Genomic DNA, 19766 nt, shown 5'->3' on the forward strand with positions numbered 1-19766 from the left:
GCTGCACCACAGGATAGGTGAGATGCATCTGCTGTTCGCCACATCGATCGTGCCCGATGGCGCTCTCGCATCGGGCTACGAGATCGCCAATGCTGCAATCATCGCTGCCTTGCGGCGCGCCGGCGCGCGCGTCACCGTCATCGGCTTCATCTGGCCGGGGAAAGCCGCGGCCGATCCTGAAAACACCATCGTGCTGGGTGCCGTCGACGTGCGCACCGAAAATGCTTCAGCGCTACAAAAGCTTGCCTGGGTGGGCAAGGCGGTGCTTTCGGGCCTCACCTTCGCGTCGGCCAAGTTGCGTGCGGTCTCCGATGCCGAAGTCCTCGCCGCCATCGAGCGCGCCGGCCCCTTCGACGGCTATGTGCTTAATTCCGTGCAGTTCGCCGGCGCCTTCGAAAAACTCTTCGACGAGCGGCCTTCGATCTTCGTCGCCCACAATGTCGAGCATCTTTCGGCGCGGGAAAATGCCGCTGCCGCCCCGGGCATCTTCCAGCGCCTGTTGTTCCGCCGCGAGGCAAGGCTGCTCGAGAGCGTGGAAGAGCGTCTGTGCCGCCGCGCGCGTTTCGTCTTCACGCTGGCCGAGGAAGACCGTTCGGCACTTGGCGCGGCCTCCGACGACCGCTCGGCGGTGCTGCCGCTGGTGACGGGCGCCAGGCCACCGGCGCACAGCGGTCGGCGCAAGATCGAGTGCGACGCGGCGCTGATCGGCACCTGGACTTGGCAGCCGAACCGCATCGGGCTCGGCTGGTTCCTGGACAAGGTGGTGCCGCATCTGCGCCCAGACTTCCGCATCAGGATCGCCGGCAGCATCCCGTCTGACATCGCCTCGACGCATCCCGGCGTCGCTTTCGTCGGACGCGTGCCGGACGCCCAGGCTTTCATACGCGGCGGCGCCGTCATCCCGCTCATCAGCACCGCCGGCAGCGGCGTGCAATTGAAGACGATCGAAACGTTCGAGCTCGGCCTGCCCGCCGTTGCCACCAGCCACGCGCTGCGCGGCATCGACCATCGCCCGGTCAATTGCGCCGTCACCGACGATCCGGTCGCCTTTGCCAAGGCGCTGGAGGCCGCGGCGGCCGATATTACGGACGTCGACGGCAGCGCGTTCCACCGCCGGCAGCTCAAGGCGCTGGACGCCGCCATTCGGTTTGGCCTGGAGAAGCTCGGTCCGGTCATGCAGGAGGCGTTTGCATGAACATGCACGCCGCCCGCGCCTCGTTCGGGCCCGACACATTGAAGACGATCTTCGGCATCTCCGTGCTCGCCATTCGCTGGGACGACGCGATCGCCCTGCTGACGCGGCTGATCGCGGAACGACGCTTCACCAAGGTCAGCTTCCTCAACGCCCATAACGCCAATCTCGCCTACACCGATCCGGTGTTCGCCCAGGCGCTCGACGATTTTCTCATCCTGCCGGACGGCATCGGCGTCGATCTCGCAGCGCAGCTTCTCTATGGCGCGCCGTTCCCGGACAATCTCAACGGCACCGACTTCGTGCCGGCCTTTCTGCGGTCGGTGACCCGGCCGCTGACCGTGGGGCTGCTCGGCGCGACGCGCGTCAATGCCGAGGCCGCGTCGAAGAAGCTCGCGGCGATTGCCGTCCAGCACAGATTCGTGGTCATCCATGACGGCTACTTCTCCGCTGCGCAGGAGCCGGAAATCATCGAACGCATCGCGGCGCTGCGGCCTGATATGCTGCTGGTCGCCATGGGCGTGCCGCGCCAGGAATTGTGGATCGAACGGCACATCGACGAGCGCCACTGCACGCTGCCGGTCGCGGTCGGCGCGCTGCTGGATTTTCTCAGCGGCGCCGTGCCGCGCGCGCCCTTGTGGATACGGCGCCTCAGGCTGGAGTGGCTGTTTCGGCTGGCGGTCGAGCCGGGACGGCTCTGGCGCCGCTATGTGGTCGGCAACCCCTTGTTCCTGTGGCGGGTCCTCAAACAGAAATTGTTGAACCGGCCCCAAGCCGCCGGAGACGTCCGTTGAACGAGAGGTTCGTTCCGGGCGCGATCGCCGAACCCGGACTGCTTCGGGCAACGCCGACGGCAGCCATGGTGACGGCAAGCTATGCGCCGGATTTCGAGCGTTGCCGCTTGCTCTGCGAAACCCTCGACCGGCACGTCACGGGCGTCGCGCATCACTACATTCTGGTCGAAGGCCGCGACGTCAAATTGTTTCGACGGTTGGAGAGCGCCAACCGTTCCGTCGTCGACGAACGTGAGCTGCTGCCGCGCTGGCTGCATGTCTTCGACGATCCGCTCAGCCTGTTCCGGCGGCGCGTCTGGCTCAGCTTGAAGACGCAGCCGCTCCGCGGCTGGCACGTGCAGCAACTGCGCCGCATCGCCGTTGCGGCGCACGCATGCCAGGACGTCCTGGTCTTCTGCGATTCCGACGTCGCCTTCCTGAAGCCTTTCGATTGCGGCGCGTTCTGGCGCGACGGCAAGGCGCGGCTGTTCCGCCGTGACGGCGTGCTTGCGCAGGACGGTCATGACGAGCATCGCATATGGTCGCGCAATGCCGGCTCCGCGCTCGGCATCGATCCGTCGAGGAATTCGGTTCACGATTACATTTCGACGCTGATCGCCTGGCGCCGCGACACCGTGCTGGCCATGTGCAGTCGGATCGAGGAGGTGCATGGCCGAAACTGGGTCGAGGTCGTCGGCTCGGCGCGCAAATTCTCCGAATGCATGATCTATGGCCGCTATGTCGACGATCTGCTGGACGGCGCCGGCCACTTCCATGGCTCGGAAGAATTCTGCCGCGTCCACTGGACCGGTGAGGCGCTGTCGGATGATGAATTCCGTCGCTTCGTTGCCGCCATGGCGCCCGAACAGGTGGCGATCGGCATGCAGTCCTTCATCGGCACCGATACCGGCCGCATCCGCCGGCTGATCGGGCTCGACCGATCCTGATCCTGAAAAGCGAACCGGTTCTCGGAAAGACTGCCCGGATGAAGGATCAGATCGCCTTCGCCGGCTTGCGCAGCGCCGAATAGGTCAGCAGCATCGACGCGAGATAGAGCAGCAGGAAGACGACGTTGAGCGACAGCACCAGCTTCGATGTGTCGGCAATGGTGGTCAGCACATAGGTCAGCAGCAGCGCCTTGAGAGCGGCGAGCAGGCCGAGATTGAGCGCCCGCACCAGCGTCTGGCCGCGCGCGAACAGAAGCTCCGCCTGGTATTCGACCAGATTGCGCAGTCCCGGAACGCCGATCGCAAGCGCCACAAGGGGAGCGGCCTCCGAGACGTTCTTGCCGAGCGCCCCGGGGAAGAAATGCAGCACCACGGCAAGCACCAGCAGCGCCAGCGTCGAGACCGCGAACACGCCGCCTTCGATGCCGCTCTTGACCGCCAGCCGTGACAAGAGCTCCGGGGCACGCATCATGCGCTGCACCAGCATCATGGAGAAGGTGCGGATCGGGATCGCCGTCAGGTCGACCAGCCGCATGATGATGGCATAGATGCCGGCCAGGTGCGGCCCGCCGATCGCCAGCACCAGAAGCTTGTCGAACTCCATCTGCAGGTAGAACAACACCTCGGCGCCGGCGACGTAGATCGAATCGGCGAGCCGCCTGAGATAGAGCTCGCCGCGCAGCCGCAGCCGCTGGCGCGGATAGAAGAGACCGAACGCGATCAGCAGCGAGGCCGCGTTCGCGCCGATATAGAACCAGGACCACACCCAGACGCTGTGTTGCGCGCAGAACATGAACAGCACCGCGCCGGCTGCCCGCAACGCCGTCGCCAGGATCGCCAGCACGGCGGCACGGCCGAATTTGCCGAGCCCGTTGTTGACGATCAGCGCCACCTCCACCGGCCGCCACAGAAGCGCCTCGGCAAACACGGTTGCCGCGAACACCGGCAGCGGCACGGTGCTGGCAAAGAAGATCAGGTAGACGATGTAGGAGGCCGCGGCGAGCAGCGGCAACGAGACGATGCCCAGCAGCAGGAAACCTGCGGTGAAGGTGCCGATCAGGTTGGGGCGGATGGTGGCGGTGCGGTAGAGTGCCGAGATGAAGCCGAAGGCCAGAAGCCGCGACAGCATCACTCCGGCGGCCGAGGCGGTGGCGAACATGCCGAACTCGGCGATGGAAAGCGTATTGGCCAAGGCGATGAAGTAGGCGAGTGAAAACACCAGCCGCCCGCCGGCGCCGCTGATCGCCGAAAAATAGTCGCGAACCAGCCCCCGTCTTTCGGCCACGAAGGCGCCGATCCGGGCGAGGGGCCGCCTCTGCGGTATGTCGCTGGCCTCAGTCATGGGTCAGGGAAAGGCATAGGCGGCAAAGTTTAACGTGCCCTTCTGAAATCTTCCTGCATCTGCTGAAATTCCAAGCAGCCGGCATCAAGCAATGCTTTCGGCCGCCTAAAATTAACCTTTTGTTTCCTATGCTTGTTTAGCGTGGCTTAACAAATGGCCGACTGCCGCTGTCTGGCGGCTGAAAGTAAGCTCCGCGAGAATGGGCGACAGGGAAAATCGTGAGGACTGGAGGCGCGAGCGATCCTTGCTGGCGCTTGGCCAAGCCGTGCGCGGTGAGGACGAGGCATCGCTGGTCTCGCTAGGGGATCGGGCAAATCCGTCATGGCGCGAGGATGCCGCCACACGTCATCGCCTGGCGCGTTCGCAGCGCGAGGCGAAGATGAATCCGGCGCCTTCCGCATCCACCGCAACGCAACGCTTGCAGCCGGGCGGCGAGCCGGCTCCGGCGTCCGCCGGCATTTCGCGTTCGCACGATGGGGCCGGTATCGGCGGTTCGGACTCGGCGATGCCGTATGAAGAGACGGTTCCTGAGATCGCCTCGAGCGTTGATTCCCCGCGCAGCACATCCGAACCGCTGAGCGCGAGCGAAGCGGGAACATCTCCTGGCGAGGATGCCGACAGCCAGCAATGGAAGCCCCTGATCGATCCGATGCAGGTGGTTCGCGGCGTCGCCAGGTCCAAAGCGCTGATCATCACCACGACGGTACTGGGCGCGGCGCTCGGCGTTGCGATTGCCCTGTCGACGCCGAAGAAATACGAGTCCACCACCGAACTGATCGTCGACCCGCGCGACCTGAAGCTTACGGATCGCGATCTCACCCAGGCGGTGGTCATGCCCGACGCGGCGCTCGTCAACGTCGAGAACCAGATCAAGTTGCTGACCTCCGGCACCGTGTTGAACAAGGTTGTCCAGGAGCTCGACCTGGTCGACGACCCCGAGTTCAACGGCCAAGGCAATGGCGGCCTGGGCGTCATGTCGCTGATCCGCTCGATCCTGTTGCGCCAGGACGGACCGGGCGGTGTCGACCAATCCCGCCGCCTTTCCCTTGCCATCGTCAACCTGGCCGAGAGCGTTTCGGTCGAGCGCGGCGGCAAGACCTCCGTGATCACCATCGGCGTCACCACGCAGGACGCCCAGAAATCGGCGCTCATCGCCGAAACGATGACGAAGGTTTTCCTGCAGACTTCGGGTGAAATCCAGTCCGACACTGCCGGCCGGGCCAACAACGAACTGACGGCGAAACTCGACGAGATGCGCAAGGGCGTCGAAGCCGCCGAGCGCAAGGTCGAGGATTTCAGGGCCACCCATGATCTTGTCGACGCGCAGGGCCATCTGATCAGCGACGACCAGATGCTCAAGCTCAACGAGCAGCTTTCCGTCGCCCGCGCCCGCACGCTGGAGCTGAACGCCCGCGCGGCCTCGGCACGTCAGGTCAACGTGAATTCGGTGCTCAGCGGCACCTTGCCTGAAGAGATCAACTCCAACTCCATGAGCGATCTGCGCTCGCAATACGCAACGCTCAAACAGGAGGCTGATCGGGCAGCGGTCCGGCTCGGACCGCGCCATCCCGAGCGCCAGGCGCTCGAGGCCCAGCTCACCGGCGCGCGCGAACGCATCGTCGCCGAACTCAGCCGCATCGCGTCGTCGCTGCAGGTTGACCTGAAACGCTCGGTCCAGCTCGAACAGGACCTTGCTTCCCGCCTGGCGCAGATGAAGGTGCGCAGCGGCGACGTCAACAGCGACCTTGTCTCGATGCGCGAACTGGAACGCGAGGCCTCGGCCAAGCGCTCGGTCTATGAGCAATATCTCCTGCGCGCCAAGGAGACCGGCGAGCAGAAGAATATCAACACCGCCAATATGAGCGTCATCTCGCCCGCCTCCATTCCGCTGGAGCCGAACGGGCCGTCGCGCGCCGTGGTGGCGCTTGCCGGCCTGCTGCTGGGCTTTGCCTCCGGCGTCGGTCTCGGCGCCATGCGCGGCGCCTATGAAAGCCTGCGTGAGACCGCCGGGTCACGATCCCGCCGTGACCGCAAGATAGAGGAGCGCCGGGCGCCGCTCGATGACCAGGCATTCCGGGCGCCGCCTCCGCCGGCGCCGCCGATACCGCAAGCATCGCCGCCGCAATCACCGCCGCCGCCACCAGCATCAGTGCCGCCGCTTGCCGCGCAGCCCGGAGCCGCTGCCACCGAGGGTCCAAGCCGGATCGGCTTGCTGATGTCGAGGCTGCGCAAAGCCGTGTCCCGCAAGCCCGGCACCGAGGCGCAGGACTATGCGTTTCCCGGTGCATCTGCATCGGCCGCTGTCGCCGAAGAGGGCCGGTCGGCGAGCACTCCGGCATTTCCCGACTATCCGGCTCCGGATTCCGCCTTTGGACATCGCCCGCCAGCTCCAGACTATCCGCGGCCATCTTTTCAGCCAGACGCGGACGCCGGCTATACGCGGCCCATGGGACCGCCATTGCGGTCGCCCCTGGTGCCGCAGCAGGCGATGTATCCGGCCTCGTCCCATCCCTATGCGCAGCCCTTGGTCTATCCGCACATGCAGCCTTGGCAGACGCGGTCGGCGGCAGGCCATCCCCAGGCCGCGGCGCCCTATGGCGCGCCCATGCCCTACCCGGCCGCACCCGCTCCGGCTCAGCCGTCGGCCTATCCCGCCGCGCCGCTGGAGCAGCCCGCCGCCGCCGAGAAGGGCGCCGAGCAGGCGTCGATCGAGGAAATTCGCGCCAGCCTGCGCGAATTTCGCGAGGCTGTTCGCGAGCTTACCGAGAGCCGCGCCGGCCGCCGCTATTTCTGAGCCACAAGATAGTCTCCTGTGTCGAACAAAAGCGGGCCGGTTTCGCGTAAACGGCATCGGACGGCGCTTTGACGGGATTGCGTGTTCGAATTTTCGTCAAAATGCCGCGCGGTGTCTTGCCGGAGACGCAGCCCGGCTGGCCGGGTCATGCAGGCTTCGGCACACGATTGAGAAAAGGATCCAAAGCGCCGCATTTTCAGACGCGGCCGGTTTGGCGGAACGTATCGAGGGGTGATTCATATGGCCGAAGTGATTGACGGCAAAAGCGTTGCCGAAGACGTGGTGCGGACGGTGAAGACCTTGACCGCGGAGCTTGTCGCCAAGGGCAAGATCCAGCCCGGCCTCGCCGTGGTTATCGTCGGCGAGGATCCGGCGAGCCAGGTCTACGTCGCCTCCAAATCCCGCACCGCCAAGGAATGCGGCTTTCATTCGGTCCAGCACACGCTGCCGGCGGACACCTCCCAGGAGGCGCTGCTCAAGATCATCGCCGACCTCAACGCCGATCCCGCCATCAACGGCATCCTGGTGCAGCTTCCGCTTCCCGCCCACATCGACGCCGGCAAGGTCATCCAGGCGATCGCGCCGCAGAAGGATGTCGACGGCTTCCATTTCATCAATGTCGGCAAGCTCGGCACCGGCGAACTCGACACCGCTTTCGTTCCCTGCACGCCCGCCGGCTCGATGCTCCTGATCGAGCGCGTGCGCGGCAAGGATCTGTCGGGCCTCAATGCCGTCGTCGTCGGCCGTTCCAACATCGTCGGCAAGCCGATGGCCAATCTCCTGCTCGCCGCCAATTGCACCGTCACCATCGCGCACAGCCGCACGAAGGATCTGCCGGGGCTGGCCCGCACCGCCGACATTCTCGTCGCCGCCGTTGGCCGGCCGGAGATGATCAGGGGCGATTGGGTGAAGCCCGGCGCAACCGTCATCGACGTCGGCATCAATCGCATCCCGGCCCCGGAGAAGGGGGAGGGCAAATCCCGCCTCGTCGGCGACGTCGCCTATGCCGAAGCGGCGAAGGCCGCCGGCGCCATCACGCCCGTGCCCGGCGGCGTCGGGCCGATGACCATTGCCATGCTGATGGCCAATACGTTAGCCTCCGCCTACCTTGCGGCCGGGTTGAAACGGCCCTCCTTCTGACCACCAGAAAGCAGCAGCTTTGCCGAACCCAACTATTCCCTTGGAACGGCCGGTCATGAATGATCCCGTTCAAGGCGGCCGGCAATTCGCATTCCTGCTGGTCGACAAGTTCTCCATGTTCTCGCTGGCCGCCGCGATCGACACGTTCCGTTCGGCGAACCGGCTGCTCGGCCGCGATTTCTACGGCTGGACGACGGTATCGGCCGATGGCGATCCGGTGATGGCGTCCAACGGCTTGCCGCTCAAGATCGACTATGCGGTTGCCGACCTTCCGCCGGTCGACATCCTCTTCGTCTCGGTCGGGCTGACCACGGAGTTTCCCGGCAAGAGCAAGGTTCTGGCGGCGCTGCGCAGCTGGGGCCGGCGCGGCAATGCGCTCGGCGCGCTGTCGGTCGGATCCTATTTGCTGGCCGAGGCCGGCCAGCTCGACGGCTATCGCTGCACCATCCATTGGGAGAACCGCGCCGGCTTCGTCGAGCGCTTTCCCGACATCAACTGCACTGGCAACGTCTTCGAGATCGACCGCAAGCGCTACACCTGCGCCGGCGGCACCACCTCGATCGACCTGATGCTGGAGATCGTGCGCGGCGACTTCGGCTCGAACCTCGCCAATGGCGTCGCCAACCAGTTCCAGCACGAGCGCATCCGCTCGGCCGGCGACCGCCAGCGCGTCGGGCCGGAGCGCGATCTCACCGGCAAGTCGGAGAAGCTCAGGCGCATCGTCGAGCTGATGGCCGACCATCTCGACGAGCCGCTCTCGGCGGTGCAGCTCGCCAAATCGGCCGGCCTTTCGGTGCGTCAGGTGGAGCGTTTGTTCCTGCGCCACCTCAACGTCACGCCCGGCCGCTACTACATGCGGCTGCGGTTGGAGCGGGCGCGCGAATTGTTGCGCCAGACCAACATGCCGATCCTCGATGTGGCGATCGCCACCGGCTTCACCTCGCATTCCTATTTTGCCCAGAGCTACCGGCTGCAGTTTGGCCGCCCGCCTTCCGAAGAGCGCCGCACCACCTACTAAGCCGCGGACAAGCCGCGTCCGGGCTTGTGTCCCAGGGTGGGCTCAAATAGCTTCAGCCGGCGGACGGGGCGGCTACTCAGGAGATTTTGATGGCGGGACTTGCACGGAGCGTCGCTGCGGCGTTTCTCCTTTTGTCGATGACGACATTCGGCTTTGCCGCGAACAAGCTCATCATCATCCTCGACGCTTCAGGGTCGATGTGGGCGCAGATCGACGGCAGGCCCAAGCTGGAAATCGCCCGTGAGTCGCTGAGAAGCGTGCTGCAATCGGTTCCCGCCGACGATGAACTCGGTTTCATGGCCTATGGCCATCGCAAGAAAGGCAGTTGCGAGGATATCCAGCTGATCGTACCGCCGCAGGCCGGCTCGGCGAGCGCGATTTCGGCCGCGGCCGACAGCATGAAATTCCTCGGCAAGACGCCGCTGACATCAGCCGTCAAGCAGGCGGCCGAAGCGCTGAAATACACCGAGGACAAGGCGACCGTCATTCTCATCACCGACGGGCTCGAGACCTGTGGCGGCGATCCTTGCGCGCTTGGCAAGGAACTCGAATCGTCCGGCGTCGATTTCACAGCCGACGTTGTCGGCTTTGGCCTTACGGCCGACGAAGGCAAGCAGATCGCTTGCCTCGCCGACAACACCGGCGGCAAGTACATCCAGGCGTCCGACGAGAAGGCGCTGCGGCAAGCTTTGGTCGAAACCGTCGCCGCACCGGCGCCGTCACCGCCCCCCGCGCCGGCGCCGGCAACCGAACCGGCGCCAGCGCCAGCGCCTGCGCCGGAGCCTGCAAGGCCTGCTTTCAATTTCCAGCCGACCGTGGTGATGGCCGAAGGCGGCGAGCCGATCACCGACGGCAATGCCTGGGAGATTTACAAAGCCAACCCCGACGGCTCGCGCGGCGAGTCCGTCACCACCGAATATGGCAGCTATAGCGGCAAACTCGATCCCGGCGACTATATCGTCGTCGCGCGCGACGACGAAGCCAAGGTCGAGCAGAAGGTCAAGATCGAGGCCGGCCAGGCCCAAAAACCGCTCTTTATCCTGAACGCCGGCACATTGATCATTCACCCGCATGCCAGCCAGGGTGCCGAGATCAGCAGCGAAGCCCGCGTCGATTTCGCCTATCCCGGTGGCAGCACCACCCATTACGGCGACACCCAGGCCATCGTGCCGGCGGGCGAACAGAAGGTGACGGTGCAGATCGGTGCCGGCACGGTGACGGAAACAATCCAGCTCGCCGCCGGGCAGACCGTAGAAAAGGACGTCGTGGTCGGCGTCGGCCAGGCCATCCTCAATGCCTACTATACGTCTGGCGGCGAGAAGGCCGACAATTCGGCCATCGGCTTTGAGATCGTCAAGGCGAAGAAGAAGATCGACGGCAGCCGCGACAGCGTCGAGCACTCCTATGGGGCCGACAGCAAGTTCTGGCTGCCGCCCGACGACTATGTGGCGGTGACAACGCTCGATCTCGCCGTCGTCGAGCAGCCTTTCAGCATCAAGCCCGGCGACAGCCAGGACGTGAAGGTCGTGCTCGATGCGGGCGTGCTCGCAATATCGGCGCCCGGCGCTTATTCGATTGAGGTGTTTTCGTCGAAAAAGGACATCGATGGCAAGCGCAAATCGCTCGGCTTCAACTACGGCGACAACTGGCAGCAGACGATCCCCGCCGGCGATTATGTCGTCGTCCGGCATATGTCGGATGAGGGTCATGACAAGGAGATGCCGGTGACAGTCAAGGCTGGCGAACGGGCCGAGATCACGGTTCAGTAGGGTTTGGTTGTCAGCAACAGAAGGGGCGGCCCACGAGCCGGCCTACCAGGCCGGTCTCGATTGGCGAACCGTCAAGTCAATCAACGACACCTACGACATTCCGGCCGTGCTGAAAGCTCGACCATGGACGAGATGCGATGAATGTGCTGCCCGAAATCGCCGGCGCTTTAGCCGGCCGAGCGAAGGTTTACCCAGCGGCTCCAGTTACCATACCGAGCGGTTTAAGCGCCTTTCCTCTGTGGGTTTGTCGCGCTCCTAAAACCCTCGACATTTCACGAGTGAAAAGGGATTTGCGATCTATACGGAAATCCCGTATGATTGTAGCCCATGACGCAGGACAGGTTCGACTCTGCCAAGGATGCGGCGAATCGCGAAAAGCACAAATTACCGCTGGCCTTTGGCGATCGGATTTTTGAGGACGACAACCATCTCATTATCCCCTCCATCCGAGAGATCGACGGCGAGGAACGGTTCAAGGTGGTCGGCATCGTCGGGGAGAAGCTGTTCACCGGCGTCTTCGTCTGGCGGGGTGAACAGCCCCGCTTCATCTCAGTGAGAAGGAGCAACAAGGGTGAAGAACGAGCATATCTCGCTACCTGCTGACCCGGCTGACGCCGATGACTTCGACGTGACGGCTGGGGCGATGGACCGGGGCCAGCGCGCCCGCCTGATCCGCAAGACGAGGACCGGGCTTGGCCTGTCGCAGTCCGAGTTCGCCAGCCGCTTCCGGGTTCCGGTCGGCACGCTACGCGATTGGGAGCAGGCGCGGGCAACCGCGCCGGATTTCGCTATCGCCTATGTGCGCGTGATCGGTCAGCATCCGGACATGGTGGCGAAGGCCGTCGCATAGCTGGCGTCACCGAGGAGTTTCGGCTTGCATGTCGTAGTTTCGGCAGCTTCGCGAATTTGCCCATATGGCGAGCTGACGAAAAATTGAGATTTTGTGGTGATTCGGAGGAATCATGAACAGCTAGCGTACGCCGCCAGCGGAGAGCAGTTGCATTCGAGAAGCACAGTGGGGCGAGTTATTTACGGAAAGCCTTGTGCTTTGCCCTTTCGGCCACGTCCGATCTCAGAAATCCTAATCTTCGCAACAAAATAACCGGCTTTGACGACGATCCCCGCGACAAGCAAGTAATCCACATTTCAGCTACGGCGGCCAGGAGCCGTCCCTTTTCATTGCAGTGCGAATTCCGCTGCGTCGGTTCCAAACGCGCTGGCCCCATGGTCGGCTCGACCCACCAGCTGACGGAACCCGGCGAAGAGCTCACGGCCGAAGCCGAACTCATTGCCGATGAGATCGGCTTCCGCCGTCCGACGCAGCGCGAATTCCGCTGCCGGTACCAGCACTTCAAGCGTGCCGGCATCCGCATCCAGCCGGATGATGTCGCCGTCGTGGATCCTGGCGATCGGGCCGTCCTCGACCGCTTCCGGCGTGACATGGATCGCCGCCGGCACCTTGCCGGAGGCGCCGGACATGCGCCCGTCCGTGACCAGTGCGACGCGCTGGCCGCGATCCTGCAGGATGCCGAGCACGGTGGTCAGCTTGTGCAGTTCCGGCATGCCGTTGGCCTTCGGCCCCTGGAAGCGGATGACGGCGATGAAGTCGCCGGTGAGCGTGCCGGCCTTGAAGGCTTCGTTCAGCCCTTGCTGGCTGTCGAACACTTTGGCCGGCGCTTCGATGAGGCGCCGTTCCGGCTTCACCGCGGACGTCTTGATGACGGCATGGCCGAGATTGCCGGCCAGCACTTTGAGGCCGCCCGTCGGCTGAAAGGCTTTCTTGAACGGCGCCAGGACCTTCGCGTCGCCACTCGCGCGGGGGGCGGCTTCGCGCACGACGCTGCCGTCGGCACCGAGCTTTGCCTCGACTGCGTAGGGCCGCAGGCCTTCGCCCCATACCGTCTGCACATCTTCATGCAGCACGCCTTCGTCGAGCAGCTCGCGAATGAGGAAGCCGAGCCCGCCGGCGGCATGGAAATGGTTCACATCCGCAAGCCCGTTGGGATAGACGCGCGCCAGGAGCGGCACCGCTTCCGAGAGGTCGGAAATATCCTGCCAGGTCAGCGCGATCCCAGCGGCTGCGGCCATGGCGATCAGATGAATGGTATGGTTGGTCGAGCCGCCGGTCGCGTGCAGGCCAACCACGCCGTTGACGATGGAACGCTCGTCGATCATCCGCCCGACCGGCGTATAGGCGTTGCCAAGCGCGGTGATCGCCAGCGCCCGCTTGGTCGCCTCGCGGGTCAAGGCATCTCGCAGCGGCGTGCCCGGATTGACGAAGGAAGCGCCTGGCGTGTGCAGGCCCATGATCTCCATCAACATCTGGTTGGAGTTGGCCGTGCCATAGAAGGTGCATGTCCCCGGTCCATGGTAGGATTTGGACTCGGCCTCCAGCAGTTCGGCGCGGCCTGCCTTGCCCTCGGCATAGAGCTGGCGAACCCTGGCCTTTTCATCGTTGGGCAGGCCTGTCGTCATCGGCCCGGCCGGAATGAACACCGCCGGCAGATGGCCGAAGGTCAGTGCCGCGATCACCAGCCCGGGCACGATCTTGTCGCAGACGCCCAGATAAACGGCGGCGTCGAACATATTGTGCGACAGGCCGATCGCGGCCGCCATGGCGATGACATCGCGCGAGAACAGCGAAAGCTCCATGCCCGGCTGCCCCTGGGTGACACCGTCGCACATCGCCGGCACGCCGCCGGCAACCTGGGCGATGCCGCCGGCCTCCCGCGCCGCTTCCTTGATCAGCGCCGGGAATGTCTCGAAGGGCTGATGCGCCGACAGCATGTCGTTGTAGGAGGTGATGATACCGAGGTTCGGCACCTTGTCGGCACCCAGCGCCACTTTCTCCGAGGGGCTGCACACGGCAAAGCCATGGGCAAGATTGCCGCAGGACAGCACCGCCCGGTTGGCGGTCTGGTTCGATGCGCTGGCGATGCGGCCGAGATAGCGCTCGCGGCCCGGCTTGGAGCGTTGGCGGATGCGCTCCGTGATGGCTTCGATATCGCGTCTTGCGGTCATGGCGTTCGGTCCTTTCAAGCGAGGTCCCGGAAACATCCTCCCGCCGTTTGCCGGGACCAGATAAGTCTAGAGTTAGGGTGCCCAGAAAACCTCTACAGGCCTGGGGGCGGCGTCGAGCACGGCGCGGATCGGCTTTCGCGGACCGGGTGCCACCGCGCCGTCGAAGGCGGTGCGTTTGTCCTCGCCCTCTATGTGCAGCGCCAGGAAGCCGGCATCGACGATGCGCGCCAGCGACAGGGTCAGCCGCGGCTCGCCGGCGCTTGCCGCATGAACCGGCAGCACGATCCTGTGCGAGGACGGGTCGAGCAATTTCGCCAGATCGTCGGCGTCGGGAAAGAATGAGGCGGTATGGCCGTCAGGTCCCATGCCGAGCACGGCGACGTCGAGCGGCCAGGGCAGGGACTGGAGCGCCGCATTGTCCGATGCCGCGGCATCCTCGATGCTGACGGCTTCGTGATAGAGCGGCACGAACCGTGCCGCCGCAGCCGCGTTCTGCAACAGATTGGCGGCCACCAGTCCGGCATTGGAACGCGGCGAGGAGGCCGGCACGAAGCGCTCGTCGATCAGCGTCACCGTTACCTTGTCCCAGGCGATCGGCATTCCCGACAGGGCAGCAAAGAATTTTGCCGGCGTCGTGCCGCCGGAAACGGCCAGTAACGCCGTGCCGCGCGCCGCGATTGCCTTTGCCAGCCGGTCGGCGACGCGGCCGGCCAGCGCAGCCGCCAGTTCCGCGCGGTCGGAAAAGCCATTCCAGTTGTAGCTGGCGCTGTTCAATTGCTCTCGTGCCATGTCCGCCCGTCACGTTCGATCAGCGCTATCGAGGCCGAAGGTCCCCAGGTGCCCGCCGTATAGCCCTGCGCCTCCTGCCTGGCGCTTTCCCAGGCGTTCTGGATCGGGTCGATCCACCTCCACGCGGCCTCGACCTCGTCGCGGCGCATGAACAGCGTCTGGTTGCCGCGCACGACATCCATGATCAGCCGTTCATAAGCGTCCGGCGCGCGGCCGTCGAAGGACTGCGCGAAGCTCATGTCGAGCGAAATCTGCCGCAGCCGCATGCCGCCCGGACCCGGGTCCTTGATCATGATGAATTGCTTGACGCCTTCGTCGGGCTGCAGCCGGATGACCAGCTGGTTGGCGAAGATCGGCCCGGCGCTGTCGCCGCCGAAGATCGAATGCGGGATCGGCTTGAACTCGATGACGATCTCCGAGACCCGGGTTGCCAGCCGCTTGCCGGTCCTGAGGTAGAACGGAACGCCTGCCCAGCGCCAGTTGCCGATCTCGGCCTTGATCGCGACGAAGGTTTCGGTGTTGCTGTCCTTGCCGAGCTCCTCGACATAGCCTTTCACCGGCCCGCCTGCGGAAGCGCCGGCGCGGTATTGTCCACGCACCGTGTGCTTCGGCGCCTCGTTGCCGTTGATGCGCTTGAGCGCGCGCAGCACCTTCAGCTTCTCGTCACGCACGGCGTCGGCGTCCATCGACGATGGCGCTTCCATGGCCACCAGGCAGAGCAGTTGCAGCATATGGTTCTGCACCATGTCGCGCAGCGCGCCGGCCTTGTCGTAGTAGGTGACACGGTCTTCCAGGCCGACCGTCTCGGCGACGGTGATCTGCACGTGGTCGATATGGGCGGAATTCCACAGCGGCTCGTAGAGCGCATTGGCAAAACGCAGCGCCATCAGGTTCTGCACCGTTTCCTTGCCGAGATAGTGGTCGATGCGGAAGATCTGGCTTTCGTGGAAATCGTCTCCGACCAGATCGTTGAGCGTTTGCGCAGAGGCGAGGTCGCGACCGATCGGCTTCTCCAGCACGATGCGCGAGTTCGGCGTGATCAGGTCGTGTTCTTTCAGCTTGTGCGAGATGTCGCCGAACAGCGCCGGCGCCACCGCCAGATAGAAGGCGCGGATGCAGTCGCTGTCACCGATCGCCTTTTTCAGTCTGTCGAACCCCGCGCCGCTCGTGGCATCGGCCGGGACATAGGAAAGCCGCGCCAGGAAGGTCTTGAGCTCCTTGGGATCGATATCGGCCGCCTTGACGTGGTCGGAAATAGCCTGCTTGGCGAAAGCCCGAAATTCGTCATCGCTCATCTTCGAACGCGACGTGCCGATGATGCGGGTTGGCTCGGAAAATTGATGGTCGCGCTGGCGATAGTAGAGCGACGGCAGAAGTTTGCGTTCCGACAGGTCGCCGGTGCCACCGAAAATGATGAAGTCGAAAGGGTCGACGGGGATGATCTGGCTGGTCATGGTCTATCCGCTTTGACGCCGGTCGCGAGTACGCGGCTGATATATTCTAATCGATTTAAATTTTCCAGTGCCATGGTGTCACATCGACGACCGATCGCTACATATTTGCGTCGGTCCAGATGTGCGCTTGACACTGGCACCAAGCGGAGGCTTGTCGGCAAACGACAACTCCGCCAAGCCTTCGCAGTTGCAGCATAGGACGTGAATGTGACGAAAGCTAAGGGAGAATCAGCGCTTTGCCTGTCGTGGCACGGGCCATGACGCCGGCAGCCCGCGGTAAAAGCCACGCGATGAACCCAGGGAGCGGAAAAACATGCGTCTGAAGGACAAGGTCGCCATCGTCACCGGGGCCGCTTCGGGTTTCGGCGAGGGCATTGCCCGTCGCTTCGCCGAGGAGGGCGCCAGGATCGTCGTGGCCGACCTCAATGCCAAGGGCGCCGAACGCGTAGCCGGCGAGATCGGCGAGGCGGCGATCTGGACCCAGACCGACGTTTCGCAGCGCTCCGAATTCGACGAGATGGTCCATGCCGCCAAAAGCGCTTTCGGCCGTATCGACATCATGGTCAACAATGCCGGGTTCACCCATCGCAATGGCGACATGCTCGAAGTCGACGAGACGACATTCGACCTGATCACATCGGTCAACATGAAGGCCATCTATCATGCTGCCCTTGCCGTCGTGCCGATCATGGATCGGCAAGGCGGCGGCGTCATCCTGACCACGGCCTCCACTGCTGGCCTGCGCCCTCGGCCCGGCCTCACCTGGTACAATGCTTCGAAGGGCTGGGCGATCACCGCCACCAAGTCGATGGCGGTGGAACTCGCGCCGAAGAACATCCGCGTCAACTGCCTGTGTCCGGTGGCCGGCGAGACCGGCATGCTGGAAAAATTCATGGGCGCCGATACACCCGAAATCCGCGAGAAATTCCGCGCCTCGATCCCGCTCGGCCGGCTTTCGACCCCGCTCGACATTGCCAATGCGGCACTGTGGCTGGCCTCCGACGAGGCCGCCTTCATCACTGGCGTTGCGCTGGAGGTCGACGGCGGTCGCTGCATCTGACGCACATCGTCATCGCTGCGCCAAAGATCGGCTCGGCCGTGCCTGCCTTGACGGGGGGGCGCCGGTACGTCAGGCGCCGGTCTTGATGTAGGTTTTGTAGACCCAGCCTGTCTTGCCGTTGTAGACGATCTGGCACCAACGCTTGCAGCTCATCACTTGCACCGAGGTCTTGGCGGGCACCGTGACGATGGCGGCCGCATTCTTCTTCGGGCCGCTGCGCATAGTCACGGCCCTGAGGATGCGCCCGGTGCCAGCCGCGGCCGCTTTGCGCGGTTCGGCCTTGCTGTCGTCATCCTGCGCGGCAGATTGCTGCGACGGTACTTGTGGTTGCGCGGCGGGAATGGCGGCAGTCTGCGCGCCATCGGGACTGCTGCCCGCCGCCGGCGCCGGTGCGGCGACCTTGGCGAGCTCGGTGGCGGCGTCGGTGTCGGCAGCGGGTTGCGCGAATGCCGCCGCCGCCGGCTTGTCAGGCGTCTGCCCGGCCTTGCTCGCCGACTGGCCGGAAGCAGCCGGTGCGGTCTTCGATTGGGAGGCGGTCCAGCGCGGATCGTTCGCCGCGAGCGCCGGAATGGCGGCTTCCGAGACAGCCACGGTCGGCGAGACCTGGTCGGACTTTCGCGCCGCTTGCGGCACCGCCGCCGCGGCTACCGTGATCCCCGCCGGCGCGATCTTCGTCGTCTTCACCGGAACGGCCGGAATGGCTTGCTCTGGATTGGCAACCGCTTGCCGCTCGTTCGCCGGCAATGCCAGCCACAGTGCCACCGCGGCCACGCCGAGCAGCGCGGCCGTGCCGACCGCGGCAATCACCAGATGCGAGTTCGAACGGACTTCCTGCCAGAATGACGGGCGCATGTCGTAGCCGAACTGCATGGCAAAGCGCCGACGTTCCGGAGCACCGAAACTGAAGGGCTCTCTCACTCTTGCCACCTCCATAAGGGGCCGATGTTCTTCGATCAAACACCGCAATGCGTGCGTCGATCACACCGGTCCCAAATCAAACAGCGGGCGGGCCCGCAGAAAATCCCCGTCTATATTCGCCTAGAGATTGCACTTTTTGCCCGCGATTGTGGCATCAGTGCGCCATTGCTGAAGATTCTGCAACGCTTGGATGTCGCGGCCCCCATGATATTACTCAACAATTGTTAAATCCTGTCGCGCAACGCGAACCAGTTGAGCGCCAGGAAAAGCAGCGGCGCGCGCAAGCGCCGGCCACCGGGGAACGGCGGAATCTTCAAATCCTCGATCAGCTTTAGCCGGTCGCGGTTGCCGGCTACCGTTTCGGCATAGAGCTTGCCGAAGAAGTTCGACAGCATGACGCCGTGGCCGGAATAGCCGCCGGCCGAGATCACATTCGGCATCACTTCCCGCACGAACGGCTTTCTCGGCACCGTGATGCCGACATAGCCGCCCCAGCCATGCGTGATTTCGACGTCCCTCAGTGCGGGATAGAGTTCCGCGATCTGGCGGCGGATATGGATATGGATGTCCTTGGGGTCGTTGACGCCGTAGACCTCGCGTCCGCCGAACAGCAGCCGGCCATCCCTCGACTTGCGGAAGTAGCGCACGACGAAGCGGGAATCATCGACGGCCTCGCCGCCCGGCAGCACGTTCGAATCCGCTCCAAGCGGCACGGTCGCGCCGATGAACGAGCCGATCGGCATGATGTGCGCGGCACTCACCGGTTCGAGCGTGCCGCCATAGGCATTGACCGCGATCAGGCATTTCTGCGCTGTGATCGTCCCCCTGGCTGTCGAAACCTTCACCGTGCCGCCGCTCGAAACAATGCCGGTCGACGGCGTCGCTTCGAACAATCGTGCGCCGGCCTGTGCCGCCGCCCGCGCCGTGCCGGTCACCAGTTTCATCGGATGGATATGGCCGGTGCCGGTGTCGCGCGTCCCGCCGAAATAGGCTGTCGAGCCCAGCCGCTGCGCAGTTTCCGTCGCGTCCATGAACGAAATGTGCGGATAGGAGAAGCGGCTGGCCATGATCTCGGCATGCGCCTTGTAGTCGTCGACATAGCGCGGCTTGTGCGCAACCGAGAGCTGGCCCGGCATGTAGTCGATATCGATCTGGTTGGCGGCGGCGAATTCGAGCAGATGCGCCTTCGCCTCCTCGGCGAGGTCGAACAGTGCCTTGGCGCGGGAAAACCCGTACTCGGCCTCCAATTCCTCGGCCCAGGCGCGCTGCCCGGTGCCGAGCTGGCCGCCATTGCGCCCGGAAGCGCCGTCTCCGAAGCGATACGCCTCGATCAAAACCACATTGGTGCCCGCCTTGGCCAGATGCACCGCCGCCGACAAGCCGGTGAAACCGCCCCCAACGATAACGACGTCGCAGCTCCGGTCACCGTCCAGCGCCGGATACTCGGGTCGCGGGCCGGCCGTGTCCTCGTACCAGGAACGGCCGGGGGAGATCGGGGATTGGTAGGGCATGATGCTCACGGAGTAGGGGAGTAGGGGAGTAGGGGAGT

The 19766-nt window shown here is 64.5% G+C and carries 16 protein-coding genes and 1 pseudogene; 11 read left to right on the top strand and 6 right to left on the bottom strand.

Annotated features, from left to right (window positions below):
* The first annotated feature begins 22 nt into the window (after positions 1-22).
* The 3 genes from FJ953_RS29430 to FJ953_RS29440 are packed head-to-tail and all read left to right on the top strand — an operon-like array spanning position 23 to position 2912.
* The gene (locus FJ953_RS29430; protein ID WP_140625622.1) at positions 23-1195 is read left to right on the top strand and encodes a glycosyltransferase family 4 protein; all 1173 of its coding nucleotides are present in this window, start codon (positions 23-25) and stop codon (positions 1193-1195) included.
* The gene (locus FJ953_RS29435) at positions 1192-1986 is read left to right on the top strand and encodes a WecB/TagA/CpsF family glycosyltransferase (protein ID WP_140625623.1); all 795 of its coding nucleotides are present in this window, start codon (positions 1192-1194) and stop codon (positions 1984-1986) included. The genes FJ953_RS29430 and FJ953_RS29435 overlap by 4 nt, the downstream gene beginning before the upstream one ends.
* Positions 1983-2912, top strand: a complete 930-nt coding sequence (locus FJ953_RS29440; RefSeq protein WP_140558574.1) for a DUF6492 family protein — start codon at positions 1983-1985, stop codon at positions 2910-2912. Before FJ953_RS29435 ends, FJ953_RS29440 begins: the two co-directional genes overlap by 4 nt.
* Before the next feature lie 46 nt (positions 2913-2958).
* Here the strand turns inward: FJ953_RS29440 and FJ953_RS29445 are convergent, their stop codons facing one another.
* Entirely contained in the window at positions 2959-4254 is a 1296-nt protein-coding gene (locus FJ953_RS29445) for a lipopolysaccharide biosynthesis protein (RefSeq protein WP_140580330.1), read from the bottom strand.
* Positions 4255-4453: 199 nt separating this feature from the next.
* On the opposite strand from FJ953_RS29445, the gene FJ953_RS29450 reads away from it, so the two are divergent.
* From FJ953_RS29450 to FJ953_RS29480, 7 genes and pseudogenes are all read left to right on the top strand, one after another.
* Positions 4454-7048 (top strand): GumC family protein, encoded by a 2595-nt coding sequence (locus FJ953_RS29450; RefSeq protein ID WP_140625624.1) that lies wholly within the window; start codon positions 4454-4456, stop codon positions 7046-7048.
* A 240-nt stretch (positions 7049-7288) separates the two neighbouring features.
* On the top strand, positions 7289-8188 hold the full coding sequence (gene folD, locus FJ953_RS29455; protein ID WP_140501082.1) for a bifunctional methylenetetrahydrofolate dehydrogenase/methenyltetrahydrofolate cyclohydrolase FolD: 900 nt from the start codon (positions 7289-7291) through the stop codon (positions 8186-8188).
* A 55-nt stretch (positions 8189-8243) separates the two neighbouring features.
* Complete coding sequence (locus tag FJ953_RS29460) at positions 8244-9206, top strand: GlxA family transcriptional regulator (protein WP_140501084.1); 963 nt, start codon at positions 8244-8246, stop codon at positions 9204-9206.
* An 89-nt stretch (positions 9207-9295) separates the two neighbouring features.
* The gene (locus FJ953_RS29465; RefSeq protein WP_140625625.1) at positions 9296-10975 is read left to right on the top strand and encodes a VWA domain-containing protein; all 1680 of its coding nucleotides are present in this window, start codon (positions 9296-9298) and stop codon (positions 10973-10975) included.
* Positions 10976-11015: 40 nt separating this feature from the next.
* A pseudogene (locus tag FJ953_RS31050) lies at positions 11016-11391 on the top strand (hypothetical protein); the annotation flags it as partial.
* The gene (locus FJ953_RS29475) at positions 11303-11578 is read left to right on the top strand and encodes a BrnT family toxin (protein ID WP_140501088.1); all 276 of its coding nucleotides are present in this window, start codon (positions 11303-11305) and stop codon (positions 11576-11578) included. The pseudogene FJ953_RS31050 and the gene FJ953_RS29475, both read left to right, overlap by 89 nt.
* Entirely contained in the window at positions 11547-11825 is a 279-nt protein-coding gene (locus FJ953_RS29480; RefSeq protein ID WP_140501090.1) for a helix-turn-helix domain-containing protein, read from the top strand. The genes FJ953_RS29475 and FJ953_RS29480 overlap by 32 nt, the downstream gene beginning before the upstream one ends.
* Before the next feature lie 326 nt (positions 11826-12151).
* Here the strand turns inward: FJ953_RS29480 and edd are convergent, their stop codons facing one another.
* The 3 genes from edd to zwf all read right to left on the bottom strand — a co-directional run bounded on the left by edd (position 12152) and on the right by zwf (position 16239).
* Entirely contained in the window at positions 12152-13996 is a 1845-nt protein-coding gene (gene edd / locus FJ953_RS29485; RefSeq protein WP_140525577.1) for a phosphogluconate dehydratase, read from the bottom strand.
* A gap of 72 nt (positions 13997-14068) precedes the next feature.
* Positions 14069-14785, bottom strand: a complete 717-nt coding sequence (pgl, locus tag FJ953_RS29490) for a 6-phosphogluconolactonase (protein WP_140625626.1) — start codon at positions 14783-14785, stop codon at positions 14069-14071.
* The gene (gene zwf, locus FJ953_RS29495) at positions 14767-16239 is read right to left on the bottom strand and encodes a glucose-6-phosphate dehydrogenase (RefSeq protein WP_140501096.1); all 1473 of its coding nucleotides are present in this window, start codon (positions 16237-16239) and stop codon (positions 14767-14769) included. The genes pgl and zwf overlap by 19 nt, the downstream gene beginning before the upstream one ends.
* Before the next feature lie 313 nt (positions 16240-16552).
* On the opposite strand from zwf, the gene FJ953_RS29500 reads away from it, so the two are divergent.
* Positions 16553-17299: an SDR family oxidoreductase gene (locus FJ953_RS29500; RefSeq protein WP_140625627.1), complete on the top strand. Its 747-nt coding sequence runs from the start codon at positions 16553-16555 to the stop codon at positions 17297-17299.
* A 69-nt stretch (positions 17300-17368) separates the two neighbouring features.
* Here FJ953_RS29500 and FJ953_RS29505 read toward each other — a convergent pair whose 3' ends face one another.
* Both FJ953_RS29505 and FJ953_RS29510 read right to left on the bottom strand, forming a co-directional pair.
* Positions 17369-18217 carry an SH3 domain-containing protein gene (locus FJ953_RS29505; RefSeq protein WP_140562177.1) on the bottom strand — a complete coding sequence of 283 codons (849 nt, stop codon included), beginning with the start codon at positions 18215-18217 and terminating at the stop codon, positions 17369-17371.
* Between the two features lie 224 nt (positions 18218-18441).
* Positions 18442-19728 carry an FAD-binding oxidoreductase gene (locus FJ953_RS29510; protein ID WP_140625628.1) on the bottom strand — a complete coding sequence of 429 codons (1287 nt, stop codon included), beginning with the start codon at positions 19726-19728 and terminating at the stop codon, positions 18442-18444.
* Positions 19729-19766 lie beyond the last annotated feature (38 nt).

Origin of the sequence: Mesorhizobium sp. B2-3-6, assembly GCF_006442305.1 — a bacterium.
Taxonomy (GTDB): domain Bacteria; phylum Pseudomonadota; class Alphaproteobacteria; order Rhizobiales; family Rhizobiaceae; genus Mesorhizobium.

Excerpts from the sequence above, each read along its gene's own strand:
- FJ953_RS29430 (WP_140625622.1), top strand. The coding sequence starts at position 23 with ATGCATCTGCTGTTCGCCACATCGATCGTGCCCGATGGCGCTCTCGCA.
- FJ953_RS29435 (WP_140625623.1), top strand. The coding sequence starts at position 1,192 with ATGAACATGCACGCCGCCCGCGCCTCGTTCGGGCCCGACACATTGAAG.
- FJ953_RS29445 (WP_140580330.1), bottom strand. The coding sequence starts at position 4,254 with ATGACTGAGGCCAGCGACATACCGCAGAGGCGGCCCCTCGCCCGGATC.
- FJ953_RS29450 (WP_140625624.1), top strand. The coding sequence starts at position 4,454 with ATGGGCGACAGGGAAAATCGTGAGGACTGGAGGCGCGAGCGATCCTTG.
- folD (WP_140501082.1), top strand. The coding sequence starts at position 7,289 with ATGGCCGAAGTGATTGACGGCAAAAGCGTTGCCGAAGACGTGGTGCGG.
- FJ953_RS29460 (WP_140501084.1), top strand. The coding sequence starts at position 8,244 with ATGAATGATCCCGTTCAAGGCGGCCGGCAATTCGCATTCCTGCTGGTC.
- FJ953_RS29465 (WP_140625625.1), top strand. The coding sequence starts at position 9,296 with ATGGCGGGACTTGCACGGAGCGTCGCTGCGGCGTTTCTCCTTTTGTCG.
- FJ953_RS29475 (WP_140501088.1), top strand. The coding sequence starts at position 11,303 with ATGACGCAGGACAGGTTCGACTCTGCCAAGGATGCGGCGAATCGCGAA.
- edd (WP_140525577.1), bottom strand. The coding sequence starts at position 13,996 with ATGACCGCAAGACGCGATATCGAAGCCATCACGGAGCGCATCCGCCAA.
- pgl (WP_140625626.1), bottom strand. The coding sequence starts at position 14,785 with ATGGCACGAGAGCAATTGAACAGCGCCAGCTACAACTGGAATGGCTTT.
- zwf (WP_140501096.1), bottom strand. The coding sequence starts at position 16,239 with ATGACCAGCCAGATCATCCCCGTCGACCCTTTCGACTTCATCATTTTC.
- FJ953_RS29500 (WP_140625627.1), top strand. The coding sequence starts at position 16,553 with ATGCGTCTGAAGGACAAGGTCGCCATCGTCACCGGGGCCGCTTCGGGT.
- FJ953_RS29510 (WP_140625628.1), bottom strand. The coding sequence starts at position 19,728 with ATGCCCTACCAATCCCCGATCTCCCCCGGCCGTTCCTGGTACGAGGAC.